The 12,773-nt window shown below is 66.6% G+C and carries 16 protein-coding genes and 1 pseudogene; 8 read left to right on the top strand and 9 right to left on the bottom strand.

Translation table 11 applies throughout. The features are described from left to right. Positions 1 to 3 precede the first annotated feature (3 nt). Positions 4 to 843, top strand: a complete 840-nt coding sequence (locus tag ACRXBZ_RS37810) for a universal stress protein (RefSeq protein ID WP_433883170.1) — start codon at positions 4 to 6, stop codon at positions 841 to 843. Positions 844 to 853: 10 nt separating this feature from the next. Here ACRXBZ_RS37810 and ACRXBZ_RS37805 read toward each other — a convergent pair whose 3' ends face one another. Together ACRXBZ_RS37805 and ACRXBZ_RS37800 are read right to left on the bottom strand one after the other, a co-directional pair. Beyond that, positions 854 to 1,741 (bottom strand): universal stress protein, encoded by an 888-nt coding sequence (locus tag ACRXBZ_RS37805; protein WP_433883169.1) that lies wholly within the window; start codon positions 1,739 to 1,741, stop codon positions 854 to 856. A 32-nt stretch (positions 1,742 to 1,773) separates the two neighbouring features. Continuing rightward, the gene (locus ACRXBZ_RS37800; protein WP_433883168.1) at positions 1,774 to 2,289 is read right to left on the bottom strand and encodes a universal stress protein; all 516 of its coding nucleotides are present in this window, start codon (positions 2,287 to 2,289) and stop codon (positions 1,774 to 1,776) included. Between the two features lie 310 nt (positions 2,290 to 2,599). Here ACRXBZ_RS37800 and ACRXBZ_RS37795 point away from each other — a divergent pair, with 310 nt between their 5' ends. After that, on the top strand, positions 2,600 to 3,604 hold the full coding sequence (locus ACRXBZ_RS37795; protein ID WP_433883167.1) for an Acg family FMN-binding oxidoreductase: 1,005 nt from the start codon (positions 2,600 to 2,602) through the stop codon (positions 3,602 to 3,604). Positions 3,605 to 3,788: 184 nt separating this feature from the next. Here ACRXBZ_RS37795 and ACRXBZ_RS37790 read toward each other — a convergent pair whose 3' ends face one another. The 6 genes from ACRXBZ_RS37790 to ACRXBZ_RS37765 all read right to left on the bottom strand — a co-directional run bounded on the left by ACRXBZ_RS37790 (position 3,789) and on the right by ACRXBZ_RS37765 (position 9,725). Beyond that, complete coding sequence (locus tag ACRXBZ_RS37790; RefSeq protein ID WP_433883166.1) at positions 3,789 to 4,487, bottom strand: haloacid dehalogenase type II; 699 nt, start codon at positions 4,485 to 4,487, stop codon at positions 3,789 to 3,791. Positions 4,488 to 4,750: 263 nt separating this feature from the next. After that, on the bottom strand, positions 4,751 to 6,067 hold the full coding sequence (ltrA, locus tag ACRXBZ_RS37785) for a group II intron reverse transcriptase/maturase (protein ID WP_433881700.1): 1,317 nt from the start codon (positions 6,065 to 6,067) through the stop codon (positions 4,751 to 4,753). A 549-nt stretch (positions 6,068 to 6,616) separates the two neighbouring features. Continuing rightward, positions 6,617 to 7,255: a hypothetical protein gene (locus ACRXBZ_RS37780; protein ID WP_433883165.1), complete on the bottom strand. Its 639-nt coding sequence runs from the start codon at positions 7,253 to 7,255 to the stop codon at positions 6,617 to 6,619. Next, positions 7,248 to 8,102 carry a universal stress protein gene (locus ACRXBZ_RS37775; RefSeq protein WP_433883164.1) on the bottom strand — a complete coding sequence of 285 codons (855 nt, stop codon included), beginning with the start codon at positions 8,100 to 8,102 and terminating at the stop codon, positions 7,248 to 7,250. The genes ACRXBZ_RS37780 and ACRXBZ_RS37775 overlap by 8 nt, the downstream gene beginning before the upstream one ends. Positions 8,103 to 8,332: 230 nt before the next feature. After that, on the bottom strand, positions 8,333 to 8,749 hold the full coding sequence (locus ACRXBZ_RS37770) for a CBS domain-containing protein (RefSeq protein ID WP_433883163.1): 417 nt from the start codon (positions 8,747 to 8,749) through the stop codon (positions 8,333 to 8,335). A gap of 85 nt (positions 8,750 to 8,834) precedes the next feature. Then, positions 8,835 to 9,725: an IS982 family transposase gene (locus tag ACRXBZ_RS37765; RefSeq protein ID WP_433883162.1), complete on the bottom strand. Its 891-nt coding sequence runs from the start codon at positions 9,723 to 9,725 to the stop codon at positions 8,835 to 8,837. Between the two features lie 125 nt (positions 9,726 to 9,850). On the opposite strand from ACRXBZ_RS37765, the pseudogene ACRXBZ_RS37760 reads away from it, so the two are divergent. The 6 genes and pseudogenes from ACRXBZ_RS37760 to ACRXBZ_RS37735 all read left to right on the top strand — a co-directional run. Then, positions 9,851 to 10,078: pseudogene (locus ACRXBZ_RS37760) on the top strand (universal stress protein); the annotation flags it as partial. A 146-nt stretch (positions 10,079 to 10,224) separates the two neighbouring features. After that, a complete protein-coding gene (locus ACRXBZ_RS37755) occupies positions 10,225 to 10,749 on the top strand; it encodes an NAD(P)H-dependent oxidoreductase subunit E (RefSeq protein WP_433884093.1) in 525 nt (174 codons plus the stop codon). Positions 10,750 to 10,755: 6 nt separating this feature from the next. After that, positions 10,756 to 11,121, top strand: a complete 366-nt coding sequence (locus ACRXBZ_RS37750) for a hypothetical protein (protein ID WP_433883161.1) — start codon at positions 10,756 to 10,758, stop codon at positions 11,119 to 11,121. Between the two features lie 128 nt (positions 11,122 to 11,249). Next, positions 11,250 to 11,465, top strand: a complete 216-nt coding sequence (locus ACRXBZ_RS37745; protein WP_433883160.1) for a helix-turn-helix domain-containing protein — start codon at positions 11,250 to 11,252, stop codon at positions 11,463 to 11,465. 33 nt (positions 11,466 to 11,498) lie between these two features. Beyond that, the gene (locus tag ACRXBZ_RS37740; RefSeq protein ID WP_433883159.1) at positions 11,499 to 11,651 is read left to right on the top strand and encodes a hypothetical protein; all 153 of its coding nucleotides are present in this window, start codon (positions 11,499 to 11,501) and stop codon (positions 11,649 to 11,651) included. A gap of 15 nt (positions 11,652 to 11,666) precedes the next feature. Next, complete coding sequence (locus tag ACRXBZ_RS37735) at positions 11,667 to 12,038, top strand: CBS domain-containing protein (protein WP_433883158.1); 372 nt, start codon at positions 11,667 to 11,669, stop codon at positions 12,036 to 12,038. Between the two features lie 134 nt (positions 12,039 to 12,172). Here the strand turns inward: ACRXBZ_RS37735 and ACRXBZ_RS37730 are convergent, their stop codons facing one another. Then, on the bottom strand, positions 12,173 to 12,730 hold the full coding sequence (locus tag ACRXBZ_RS37730; protein ID WP_433883157.1) for a ferritin: 558 nt from the start codon (positions 12,728 to 12,730) through the stop codon (positions 12,173 to 12,175). Positions 12,731 to 12,773 lie beyond the last annotated feature (43 nt).

Here is a 12,773-nt window from a genome sequence, read left to right as displayed (position 1 = left end):
GCCGTGTCAACACCGGACCAGCCCGTCGTGGTGGGCGTTGACGGATCGGACAGCTCGATCGCCGCTGCCGTCTGGGCCGCCGCGGAAGCGGATCGCCGCCGCGCGCCGCTTCACGTCGTGATCACCAACGACGATCCGGCCCGCGCCGATTACGCCGAGAAGGCAGTGCAGAAGGCCGCGGCGGAGTGCAGTGCCAACCGGCCGAATCTTGCGGTGACCGCCGAAGTCGCGACCGGTCATCCCGTCGAGGTGCTGTTGCGTCAGAGCGCGAAAGCACAGTTGGTGGTCCTCGGTGCGCGTGGGCATGGCGGTTTCACCGACGCCCTGCTGGGCGGGGTGAGTGTCGGCGTGGCCACCCACGCGGCCTGCCCGGTCGTCATCGTGCGCAAGGGCATCCCCACCACCGTGGGCCCAGTGGTCGCCGGTGTGGATGATTCACCGTGCAGCCAGGAAGCGCTCTGGTTCGCGTTCGCCGCCGCAGAGCGGCTGGGCACCGACCTGGTCGCGATGGAGGTGTGGCACGAAGAAGGCCTGCTCGCCGTGCCGTTGGCACCCGTCGACCGCGAACAGGTGGAGCGGGGGATCAAACAGTCGCTGGGCAAGCAAACCGCTGCCCTGCGCGCGGAATACCCAAAGGTCACGGTGCGCGAGGTGGCACAGCGGGGACACCCCGTAGCTGCCTTGACCGACGCGGCACGCGACGCATGTCTGCTCGTCGTCGGGCACCGGGGCGGCGGCGGGTTCGACGGGCTTTTCCTGGGTTCGGTGGCCGCAGGAGTCTTGCACCACGCCCAGTGCCCGGTAGCTGTCGTCCGTACCGCAGGAGGACATCAAGCGCAGTAGGGCAGGCGCGTTACCCAGCGCGCAGGACCGCGACCGGGCAAGAGGCGCGGTTGACGACCGCATGGCTCACCGAGCCGAGCAGGCTGCGACGGATTCGTCCCCTCCCATGGCTGCCCACGACCAGCAGGCTCGCGCCCTCGGCTTCTCTGAACAGCGCCTCGGCGGGCTTTTCCGGCGTAACCACCCGCCGAACGCTGACATCGGGAAACCGTTCACCCCAGCCCGACAGGGATGAGGCGAGCACTTCCTCGGCTTCTTCGCGCACCTCGCCCCAAGGCAGCTCCCACTGCTGCACCCGGGCGAAGGGGTCCAGCGGAAGGTCGCTCCAAGCGTGCACCGCGACCAGTTCGCTGCCGTGACGGGAAGCGAAGTCGTAGCCGAAACCGATGGCGAGTCGGCTGACCGATGATCCGTCGACGCCGACGACGACCGGCGCCGAACCGAGCTGCTCGCGGCCACCACGCACCACGACGATGGGAGCCCCAGTACGCCGCGTCAGCAGTTCCGCCGACGTCGAGCCCAGCACCCCGAGCTCCATCTCGATGCGCGGCCCGCCGAGCACCAGCACCTCGGCCTCCCCGGCCAAGTCCGCCAACATTTCCGCCGGATCCCCGAACGGCATGCTGCTGTGCACTTCCAGCTCCGCGTCGATTTCCCAGCAGCCGGCGACCAATTCCGCGAGTTCCTGTCGCAGGATCTTCTGCAGCGGCTCCAGGACGTCGCCTTCGCCTGGCACCTTGATCGGGGCGAGCTCTTCGAACGGCCACGTGAGCACGTGCACGAGCATCAACGGATGACGCCGACTGGATGCCTCGCGCGCTGCCCACCACACAGCCCGTCGGGAAGACTCCGTCAGATCGAACCCCACCACCACAGCCTTGCGACTGGTCTCATTCATCCCGATCGATCTCCCCTCACTGCTGACTCGCCCTAATCGAGCGCGGGATCGAGGGAGGCCACGCCGGCCTGTTCATGTTGCCCGGTCCGCTCCGGCATTCCCTCGGGGACGACCAGCACCGGGCTTCGTGCCTTGTGGATGCACCGCAGTGCCGTGCTGCCCAGAATCGCGTCGGCGACCCTCCCGTGACCACGATCACCCAGGACCAGCATCGTGGCGTGCGCCGACCGCTCGGCCAACACCTCGGCAGCATCACCCTCGACGAGTTCGATGTGGACCTCCGGCGTCGTGGTTCCGCCCATGCAGCCGCGCACCACATTCTTCAGGTCCTCCCAAAGCTGTTCCCGCACGTGGTGCGGCGCCAGGCCAGGACGCATCAACATCGGGCCCGGCCCGGCGAGAACAGCGTGCGATGTCCAAGCCATGACCGCGTGCACCGGTATGCACCGCCGCCGTCCTTCATCGAGGGCCCAGCGCAGCGCTCGCGCGCTCGCGTCCGATCCGTCCACCCCCACCACGAGAACCTCGTAGCCGACCACGGTTCCCACCTCGCACTCCTGCCTCAACGCAAGCGAGTCCACATCGGTTCGACAACGTCCCGCTCCCGGCGTCGCAACGGGTTGGGAATCGACCGCAGCGCCTGGACCAGCCATTGCAGGTTGTCTCCCGGTGAACCGTTCATCACTGGCTCCCCGAGCGGATCGGTGTCGATGCCAAGGCTGCGCCATGCATTCGACCGGAATTAGGGCACTTCGTCACTCGCGCCTCCGGTGCAGTTCAGAGGCACTTGGACCCTCGCCCCGGCAAAATCCGAACAGTCACAGTGACGGCATCGAACGCGCGGATGAGGAGTCGTGAATGCGAGCGTTCCCCGCGGCCTTCGGGCTGACATCAGGCCAGACGGAGCAGATCATCCGGCTGGCCGGGATGGCTCCATCGCTGCACAACAGCCAGCCGTGGCGCTTCCGGATCCTGCCCCAACTGATCGAACTGCACGCGGATCCGAAACGGCACCTGCCGATCGCCGACCCCGAGGACAGGGAACTGCGGTTGGCGTGCGGGGCGGCGCTGTTCAACCTGCGACTCGCTCTGGAACAAGCGGGCATCCGGCCGGTGGTGACGTTGCTCCCGCACCTGGCAGCCGCCACCACGCTGGCCGAGGTGCGCGGCGGCGGCCAAGCTCACCAGCGCCCGGTCGACCTCCGGTGCTATGAGGCGATCACCGAGCGGCACAGCCACCGGCATCCGTTCCGGAACATACCTGTGTCCACAGAGGACCGGCACTTGCTGATGCGCGCTGCTCATGAAGAGCAAGCCTGGCTGCACGTGGTACAGCCAGGCGAGCACGGCACGCTTGAGGGGTTGGTGCATCGTGCGCATCGAGCGCAGATGGCCGACCCGCGCTTCCGAACCGAAATGGCCGCATGGATCGGACGCGCCGATGACACGACCGAGGGCGTGCCGGTGTCGGCAGCGGGCCCCAAACCGGAACCCAAGGACCAGTGGGTGCACCGCGACTTCACCGCCGGGCAAACCGAGCGGGCGCCGGGAACCGAATTCGAAACCCATCCCTTGCTGGTCGTCTTGTGCACCCGGCACAACAGCCGAGAAGCAGACCTGCAGGCCGGGCAGGCGCTGCAGCGGTTGTGGCTGACCGCAACCGCACAAGGCCTGGTCGCGTCGATGATCTCCGAGGTCGTCGAGGTGCCGGAGACACGCGAGGAGCTCCAACGGCTGCTCGGTGGAAACGTCACCCCACGAGCATTGCTGCGGATCGGCCACGGCGCGCCGTCGGTCGCTTCGCCCCGCCGGGACATCGGCGACATGCTCGTCAACGGCGCCGCCGAAGCGTTCGAAACCTGAGGTGTTTTGATCAGAGCCGTTCACACAGCGTGTAAAAACGTTCCGCGAGCCAGCACCTTACGGTGCCGACGCTGGCCAGCGCCCGTGCAACGCTGAGGCCCCCATCCGTGGCCGTCACCGCACCCGTCTGCCCACGAGAGAATCCCTTTTCCAAGTAATTTGGCAAAAGTTGCCCTGCGTCCTCTCACTCGATCAATGTGCGTGCGAGGTGGGCGAGGTCGTCGACTTCGACGTCGAAGGCGTCGGTGGGTTCTGGGGCGCCCTCTCCTGCCCGGGCCACGTATGCCGTTCGGATGCCTTTCGCCGCTGCGGCGCGCAGGTCCCAGGGGTGTGCCGCGACGAGCATGCTCTGCTCGGGTTCGACGCGGAGAAGATCCAGCGCCATCGCGTACACCGCGGGGTCGGGCTTGTAGGAGCGCACGAGTTCGCTGGAAAGCACGCAGTGCCAAGGTAGAGCGCCTCGGCGGCTGATAGCGGCGAGCATCGCCGTGGTCGCGTTGGACAGCGCCGCCAGGGTGAAACGTCCGGACAAGGCGCGGAGAGCAGGCGCCGCATCCGGCCACGGGCGCAGCCGTCGGGTGACCAGTGCGAGCCGGTCCAGGGCCGAGGCGTCAACGGTGAGTCCTTGTTCTTCGACTGCTGTGGCCAGGGCGTGGCGGTTGATCTCCTCCAGCGGCGCCCACGACTCACCTCCGAGAATCGAGTTCAGCCGCTGGGTACACTCGCCCAACCACGTTGCGGCCAGCGGCTTGCCGTGTCCGCTCTGACCGGTTGCGTCGTGTACTGCCCGTTCGAACTCGTCCGCTGCCGAACCTGCTTCGTCCACCACGGTCCCGAGCACGTCGAAGAACAGGACCCGAATCTCGCACACATCGATCGCCATTCCGGCGATCTTTCCACGGGAAACCGGGCGGCCGTGCGGTCGTGAGTGATGATGCCGGTTCTTACCGGAACACTCACTCACGACCGGCGTCCATCGGGCCGTGAGCGGCAATGCCGATTCTTACCGGTGTCATGTCTCGGTAGATGTGTCAATCCCCGGACACGCCTAACCTACGGAAGAAGCAGGTCGCGGTAGGGACCGCCCTCACGGGCGGCCCCCCGCACAGATCCCAGCGTGCGGAACTACCGCACTGGGCTCCTGCCTTAGGTTCTGGCGGCGAAGCGCTCGCTGGGCCAAGGATGCGTGATACGAGCCTGCGGTAGCCACCGGTTGGCCAGCCGGTTCATCCGTTCCCAGGTCAAGCGGGTGCGCTGGCTACGTCGCCGAAGCGCCCGATACCAGTGCCGTGTCACCTGATCCCGGAAGTCGTTCACCGCTGCGCTGTTGCCGGGCACGGCATAGTAAGCAAAGTGCCCGCGCACCACGCTGGCCAGCCATGTGCTCTGTTCGGGGACGGACAGATGCCGGCGTCGCATCAGCTCGGTCTTCACCTCACCAAGCTTCGCCCGCAACCGCTTCGAGATCGTGAACCGCCGCAACCCGAAGCGTCCGGTCCGGGTCTTTCCGCAGATATGCGTAAAGCCCAGGAAGTCGAACGTCTCCGGCTTGCCCAGTCCCTGCTTCCGTCGATTCCCGGCGGCGAACCGGCCGAACTCGATCAGTCGCGTCTTCTCCGGGTGCAGCTCCAGCCCAAACTTCGCGAACCGCTCGCGAAGCTCGCCGAGGAACCGCTCGGCGTCCTGTCGATACTCGAACCCCACGATGAAGTCATCCGCCCACCGCACGATGATCACGTCACCGTGCGCGTGGTGGCTTCTCCACCAGTCAGCCCACAGGTCGAGGACGTAGTGCAGGTAGACATTGGCCAAAAGCGGGGACGCCGATGCCCCCTGCGGTGAGCCCTTGTCGCTCTGCGTCCACGTCCCGTCCTCGACGACCCCCGCAGCCAACCACTTGTCGATCAGCCGCAAGACCCGCTTGTCCGCAATCCGGTGCTCAAGAAACTTTCTCAGCCAAGCCCGATCAAGCTGACCGAAAAAGTCACGGATATCCGCGTCAAGCACCCAGTTCACCTTCTTCCGCTCGATCCCGACCGCCAACGCATCCAACGCGTCGTGAGGCTTACGCCCCGGCCTGAACCCATAGGAAAAGCCCCGGAAGTCCACCTCGTAGATCGCGTTCAACACCTCGACGACCGCCCGCTGGACAATCTTGTCCTCCAACGCGGCGATCCCGAGCGGCCGCTGCCGCCCATCTGCCTTCGGGATGTACGCCCTCCGCGAGGGTTTCGCCCGGTACCCGCCGCTATGAACACGGGCATGCAGATCATGAAGATTCGCCTCCAGATCCTGCCCGTAGACCTCCCATGTCACCCCGTCCACCCCCGGCGCGGCGTTCGGGCGAATCGCCCAATACGCCTTCCGCAAGCGATCCAGGTCGACATGGTGCAGCAGCGCGGTGAACCGCGCATCCCTATCCCGTCGTGCCACTTGCCGCACACGAGCCAGCGCACTGGGCACACCCGATCCGGCTCTGTGTCCGGGGCGTGTTTTGCTGGCCGTGTTCCCCTTGGCCGACCCCCTTTCCTCCCCCACCTCCGCCACCACAGGCGCGGCTTTGTTCGGCGGGTTCGCAGGTACTACGGGGCCGTCCGACTTCCCACACTCGTTCATCCCAGGCTTACCGCCTCAGCGTTCCCTGAACGGCCCGCCTGCTGATCAGGCAGACGGGCGAGCATGGGATCTCCCGGTTCTCGCACATGAGGACTCCGTACATGCACAGGTTCTCCGACCGCGCGGGGCCCACTGGCGACTCGCGATAACGCCGCCAGCAGTGTTGCCTTCCGCCGCTCCAACAACGTCAGCACCCCGAAGTGGGGATTTCGCGGCTCCATAGCCCGGCCTGCACGTACCCCTGTCCAACGCTTCGCCACGCCCTCACGGGTCGTCGACGCATGGCTCGGGGCCACCGTGGATCGCTACTCCTTCGATGTCGGGCGCTTTCATCCCTTTCCTCATGCCGGTTTACCCCGGCGCTTCCTAGAGCCCTTTTCTCGCCAGAAAAATCACTCACGCGCGCGCATGCTTGGCCGCAGCGCGCAGGGTGGCGCGCATGATGGCTTTGACGAACGGCGATACCGTCCGCCAGTAGAGCGTGAAGATCCGGCGCGTGATCGGGTCGTCGAGCGTGGCGCGGATGTCGTAGGTGGCCAGGCTGCTGCGGCGGCCGTAGGGGCGCACCGAGAGCGAGGTGACGATCTTTCCCCTGCCGGGCTTGCCGTACTCGGCGAACTCCTCGGCCGTGACCTCCTCCATGCGCACGATCGGCGTCCAGAACCTGCCAACCGCACCGAAAACCACTTCCCGGCCTGGCTGTTCGCCGAGCAGCACCCAGTCGCCGCTGACGCACAGGTCGTCGTAGGTCAGTCGGGTCGGAACCCGAGGCTGAACTCGGCGTTTGAGCCGCTCCGGCAGTCCCCGCGCCCACATGGCCAGGTCCGCGGTTCGCGACCTGATGGTGAGCAGGTCGAGATGCCGCAGCTCCTGGTACATCGTCTCCGGCTGCGCATCGACGACCAGGTGTTCGACCGCGCCGACGTCGTAGCGCGCCGCGAAGTCGTCGACGCTCACCGAACGCTCGGTGACCTCCCACGTCGCTGAGGCGACGTCGGGGTGCTGGGTCCGCGTCTTGCCGGTCTCGTCATTCATCAGCTCTTCTCCCTTCTTCGGCGAAATCAAGGTCCTCGCCGTGGTGGGTTTCGCCGACGATCACGACCGGGCAGTCCGCACGGTGCAGGACGCTGCGCGCGACCGAGCCGAACCCGAGTACCCTGCTGTGGTGGCCGAGGACCAGCAGCTGGGCCGAGGAGGCGGCGAGGCTCAACTCCTCGGCGGGATTGCCGTAGCGCACGTCCGTGCCTAGTTGAACGTTCGGGTATTTTGCCGTCCAGTCAGCCAGATTCACTGTCAGGCCGGTTCGGGCTTCGTCCACTGTCGACAACCTCGCCATCGATGCGGGCGCGGTCCGGAACTGCTTGCCTGGGACCGGTCGCCACACGTGCACCACCAGCAGCGGGGTGTCCCGCAGGGCGGCTTCTGCGAAGGCGAACGAGACTGCCGCCGAACCGAATGGCGGGTCTGCCACACCGAGCACCACCGGGCCCAGGGCGAAACTGGTCCGATGCTGCGGAACGACGACGACTGGACAGCTTGCTCGTTCCGCAACCGCTCTGCTCACCGATCCCAGCAGTGTCTCGGCAACGGCGCCCCGGCCGCGCGAACCGACGACGAGCAACTGGGCGTCGACGGACTCCAAGGCCAGTGCATCCGGCGGGAATCCGTGCACCACGTCTTCGGCACTATCGATCTTGCGATGCTCACGACAACACAACTCGCCGGCGCTGCGCACGACGCTCCATGCCTGCGAGCTGTCGCCACTCGCGACGACCGTCACGAGCCGCACTGGCACACCACGCAGGGATGCCTCGTCAGCTGCCCAGAGTGCCGCAGTCGCCGACTCAGCGGAGCCGTCGACGCCTGCCAGCACGCACCGCATGCGCGTTCCCCCACGTCGAGATCGGGTACATCGGATCGTCCCCAGCTCGTTCTCGGGTACCACTTGCGTGGTACGCCCAACCCAGGCGTCACGTCCGGCGCCTGCGTTCGGCGAATACCGTCATCCGGTGCCGGTATCCTTCTTCGCCGATTTCCCCGCGGGCGAAGCGCTCCGCCAGCAAAACCACGCGTCCTGCCCGTGGCTCCCGTCCATCTCGGCGCTAGCGACACTCATCGAGACCCCTCTTTCTGCTGGTGTGCGACGGAGTCCTGGGCGATGCTGCGGACGAGATCGACCGCGGTGAGCACACCGCACACCCGCCCGTGCCGCATGACCAGGACGGCATCGGTGTGGGCGTCGATCATGCGTTGCGCTGCGAAACCGATGTCGTCGGTCGCGTCCACTCGGGGCCCCTGCGCCGGGCACAGCGAGCCGGCCGAAGTGGTCGGCTTCGGGTACTGGGCCGCGATGCCCTGCAGCAGGTCTGCCGCGTTCACCAGCCCCACGGTGTCCTCGTCGGCGACCACGGCGAGGTGGTGCACGTCGCGGCGGTACATCTCATACAACGCATCCATCGCGTCCAGTTCGGGTCGGACCGCGACCACGGGGGTGCTGGCGAGGCCGAGCGCGGTTTCCTGGTCGTTCATGTTCCACCTCGAAGGGCCGTACCCGCTCCTGACCGTCGCGCGCCCGCGGCGTCTCAGCTAGATGATTGATTCCGTGAAGTTGGTGTTAGTGATCGAATGCGATGAGTGATCGTTTGCTGGTCGCGCCGGTTGTCCAGTTGTGCCAGATGGCGGCGGTCATGGCCAGTAGGCGTTGGGCGATGCGGGTGAACACGCCTGCTGGGGTGCGTCCGCCGTGTTGTTCGAGGCCGAGTTGGGCTTTGAGGGTCTGGTTGACCGACTCGATCCACTGGCGCACTCCGCCGAGGTTGCCGTTGCGGTAGGTCTCGTCCTTGCGGTCCGGGCGTAGCAAGCGCAGCGTCATCTGCTCGGTGAGATTCTTGAACTCCTTGCCGGAGAATCCCTTGTCAGCCAGCAGGATCTGGCCGTCGCGGATGAGGTGGTGGTTGTGGTCGAGCAGCGCGGCCAGCACCTCGCGTTCGCCGATCTTGGGGTTGGCCAGGCACCACATGATGGGTACCCCATCCCCGCTGCACACCAGGTACAGCTTGAGCCCCCAATACCAGCGGGCGTGTGACGCGCAGTACCCGTAGCCGGCGTGTCCGGCGAGGTCGGAGCGCTTGACGGTCTCGCGGGACATCCCGCAGGGCACAGGGGTGGCGTCGGTGATCCACAGGTCGTCGAACCAGGACGGGCAGCACGCAGCCACGGTCCGGATTGCCTTGCACAGCAACGGTTCCGCCGCACGTAAACGCTTGTTGTAGCCGGACTGTTTCGGCAGATACGGGAACATGGCGCGCCACTGCGGATCGCTATGGATGTGCCGGATCCAGCGACGCTCCCCGTGGTAGCGCAGCAGGACCTGGGCCACGGCCAGCGTAATGAGCTCACTGTCCGTGAGTAGCGGTTGACGACCTCGCCCTGTGCGGGCGGGAACAACGTGGTCGTCGACGAGCACGTAGAGTGCGGTCAGGAGGGTGTTTAGTTCTTTGCTCACACATTGATCTTGAACACCCTCCTCCTCTACCCGCTCACCGGCCCTCCCTTCACGTGATCTTCACGGAATCAATCATCTAGGGGAGATGGTCACTCGCCGCCGGACGCGGAGCTTGCAACTGGGGCGTGGACGGCTCTGAGTCATCGTGCCTCGCCGAACAGGTGTCCGCCTGGACCGAGTCCTACCCGGAAGTGGTCGTGCGCCAGATCGTGTCGAACACCCCGCCGGTGCAAGCGCTGTGCGAGGCCACACAGCATGCGCAGCTGCTGGTGGTTGGCCATCGTGGGCTCGGGGGATTTCCCGGCCTGCTGGTGGGCTCGGCGGCCAGGGGCGTGTTGCACCACCCGCCGTGTCCGGTCGCGTTGTCCCCGGCTGACGGCCTCATCGCCGAGGGGGAGTCCGTGGGCGAGATGCGTTCGTGGAATGGGAACAGCGGTTCGGGCACGGCGAGACCGGAGTGCTCGGGCGGTAGCATGCCGTTGCTGCGCGACGGGAGCGCATCAGTGCGAACGACCTGCACGTCATCGCCGAGGAGATCCGGCGGCCGGTGGCCGCGCTCACTGGGGCGGCGGGGTTCTACGCCGATTTCGCCGGTGTGCGCGGCACGCGTCACGTCCGGATCTGCGCCGGAACCTCGTGCTTCGTCTCGGCGGGCGACCACACCATGCCGCTGGCCGAAGCGGCGCTCGGCGTCGAACCGGGCCACGCCAGCGCCGACGGTTCGGTGTCGTTGGCCGGCGTCTCCTCACCGACCACCCTCGACGAGCACACGCCGATCACCGGTCCTGAGCTCGATGATCGGTTGCTCTCCGCCGACCACCCGGTCACCCCGGCGCCCGCGATCCCCTACCGCGTCGCCAGCCGCCGGGCCGTGACGCTCGCGGGGCTGACCGGTGCGGAGGACGCCTGGCAGGTGTGGCCGCATCTCGTCGCCGACGGATCCCCGGACGCGGTCCGCGCCGAGGTCGCAATCGCCGGCCTGCGCGGCCGAGGCGGTGCCGAATTCCCGGTGGTGCAGAAGTAGGAGGCGGTGCGCGGCCCGGCGCCGAGATTCGTGGTGGCCAACGGGGACGAGGGCGATCCTGGTTCGTTCTGCGACCGACTGCTGTTGGAAAGCGACCCGCACCGCGTGCTGGAAGGACTGGCCCCCGCCGGTTTTGCGGTCGGCGCGAACCGGGGCGTGGTGTTCGTGCGGTCGGAGTACCCGGTGGCGGTGGGGAGGATGCAGGCTGCGGTGGAAGCAGCGCGCGCTGCGGGGCACTTCGGGGCCGGTGTGCACGGCTCGTCGTTCGACTTCGACGTCGAGATCGTGGAAGGCTCCAGGACATCGTGGTTCTCCTTCGGTGGGGCCAAGGGTGGGGTCAATTTCGCGAGAAATTGGCGTTCACCCGGGTGACGGTCAATTTCTCGCGAAATTGCGCCGCCCTCGGGTGATCACAGGCGGATGGTGAGGGTGCAGCGCATGCAGGTGCGGATCCAGTCCCATTTCGGGCCGGTCGTGCAGCTCCGCTGCGTTCGGCTGGGGTGGTGTGGACCCGCAAGGCGGTGGCCGAGTTGATCCGGATGCGCCACGGCGTCGTGTTGAGTTTGCACACCGTCGGCGACTATCTGCGCTGTTGGGGTGTGTCGCCGCAGAAACCGATCCGCAGGCCTACGAGCGGGACCCCGAGGCCGTGCGCCGATGAGGGGAGGAGGACTATCCGGCCATCGCCGCCCGCGCTTGCCGCGAGGGCGCGGTGATCTCGTGGCTGGACCAGACCGGGATCCGCTCTGATGCCGCAGTGGGCCGAACCGTTGGAGAATCCTCAGCCGGCCGCGGTCGGCGACCCGGCCAGCCACGACATCGCTCACGCGTTGACGCTGGCGACGCCGGGTACACGGCAGGTGACCGTGGTCGAAGCCGAGCCGAATCGACTGCACGTATAGCGCACGGAGGAAGCCATGCACGTCGAAGACGTTTTCCACCCGGGGACGCTGACGTGTGACGCGTCCGATTCGCTCGAAGAGGTCGCGAGGAAGATGACCGCGGACCACGTCGGCGCTCTCGCCATGCTCGACAACGACCGGATCGTCGGCATCATCTCGGAACGGGACATCGTCCGGGCCGTCGCGGAGAAGGCTGATCCGCGAACGGCAACAGCCACCCTGTTCGCATCGCACCAACTGGAAACCGCTGCCTTCGGGGAGGACACCCGGGATGCGGCGCGGCGGATGCTCGACGCCGGGATCCGTCACCTCCCGGTGAAGCAAGGCCGAATGGTCGTCGGCGTGATCTCCATGCGCGACCTGCTGGCCGTCGAAACCTGGCTTTGACCACGACCGGCACAGCGCATCAACCGATCCCCGAGCCTCAAAAGGGTCGTGCTACTGAGCGGCGTGGTACTCGAGGTGCAGGTGAGACGGGGTACCAGCAGCACCGAACCGCTGTGGCCCAGTGCCGGATCCGGTTATAGCGCCCCGCCCGCTGTGCGCGGGGCTGCGGAATCGTTCCTGTCTTCGCCGACGGGGTCTCGTTTGAGGTAGTCCTCCATGTCGAACATGTTGCCCTGCGAGCGATCCATGACATCGAGCACCGTGGTCATTTCCGCGACCTGTTCGACCTGTTCGGTCAAGAACCAGCGCATGAACTGCTCGCCGAGGTAGTCGCGATCCTCCCGGAGCGTCTGCGACAACGTCGTGACTTCGTCGGTCACGGCGCGCTCTTTCTCCAAGGCGAGGGCGATGAGCTCGCGGGGATCCTCGAACCTGTTGCGGACGGCCGGAACTCCGGGAATCGCGACCTCGATGTTGTTATCCAACATGTATTGGACGACCCGCATCCCATCGTTGCGCTTCTTAACCGAGTGCCGGTAGAAGTACGAAGCCAGCCGGGGCAGGTCCCGCTGGTCGAACCACACCGCAATCGCAAGGTACTGTTGCGCCACGGCCAACTCGTTGCCCACCTGCTCCTCGAAAAGGTTCTGGACACGCGAGGTGCGCGGCACGATCTTCACAACGGTAGCCATGTACAAACGCTACGGCGCACCGTTGACCGCCAAGAACCCGGTT

Origin of the sequence: Saccharopolyspora hattusasensis (genome assembly GCF_050972075.1) — a bacterium.
Lineage (GTDB): Bacteria > Actinomycetota > Actinomycetes > Mycobacteriales > Pseudonocardiaceae > Saccharopolyspora > Saccharopolyspora hattusasensis.
Note: the sequence above shows the minus strand (reverse complement) of the source record. Positions and strands in the feature narration are given on the sequence as shown.

Excerpts from the sequence above, each read along its gene's own strand:
- ACRXBZ_RS37735 (WP_433883158.1), top strand. The coding sequence starts at position 11,667 with ATGCACGTCGAAGACGTTTTCCACCCGGGGACGCTGACGTGTGACGCG.
- ACRXBZ_RS37780 (WP_433883165.1), bottom strand. The coding sequence starts at position 7,255 with ATGAATGACGAGACCGGCAAGACGCGGACCCAGCACCCCGACGTCGCC.
- ACRXBZ_RS37730 (WP_433883157.1), bottom strand. The coding sequence starts at position 12,730 with ATGGCTACCGTTGTGAAGATCGTGCCGCGCACCTCGCGTGTCCAGAAC.
- ACRXBZ_RS37770 (WP_433883163.1), bottom strand. The coding sequence starts at position 8,749 with ATGAACGACCAGGAAACCGCGCTCGGCCTCGCCAGCACCCCCGTGGTC.
- ACRXBZ_RS37795 (WP_433883167.1), top strand. The coding sequence starts at position 2,600 with ATGCGAGCGTTCCCCGCGGCCTTCGGGCTGACATCAGGCCAGACGGAG.
- ACRXBZ_RS37805 (WP_433883169.1), bottom strand. The coding sequence starts at position 1,741 with ATGAATGAGACCAGTCGCAAGGCTGTGGTGGTGGGGTTCGATCTGACG.
- ACRXBZ_RS37740 (WP_433883159.1), top strand. The coding sequence starts at position 11,499 with ATGCCGCAGTGGGCCGAACCGTTGGAGAATCCTCAGCCGGCCGCGGTC.
- ACRXBZ_RS37775 (WP_433883164.1), bottom strand. The coding sequence starts at position 8,102 with ATGCGGTGCGTGCTGGCAGGCGTCGACGGCTCCGCTGAGTCGGCGACT.
- ACRXBZ_RS37790 (WP_433883166.1), bottom strand. The coding sequence starts at position 4,487 with ATGGCGATCGATGTGTGCGAGATTCGGGTCCTGTTCTTCGACGTGCTC.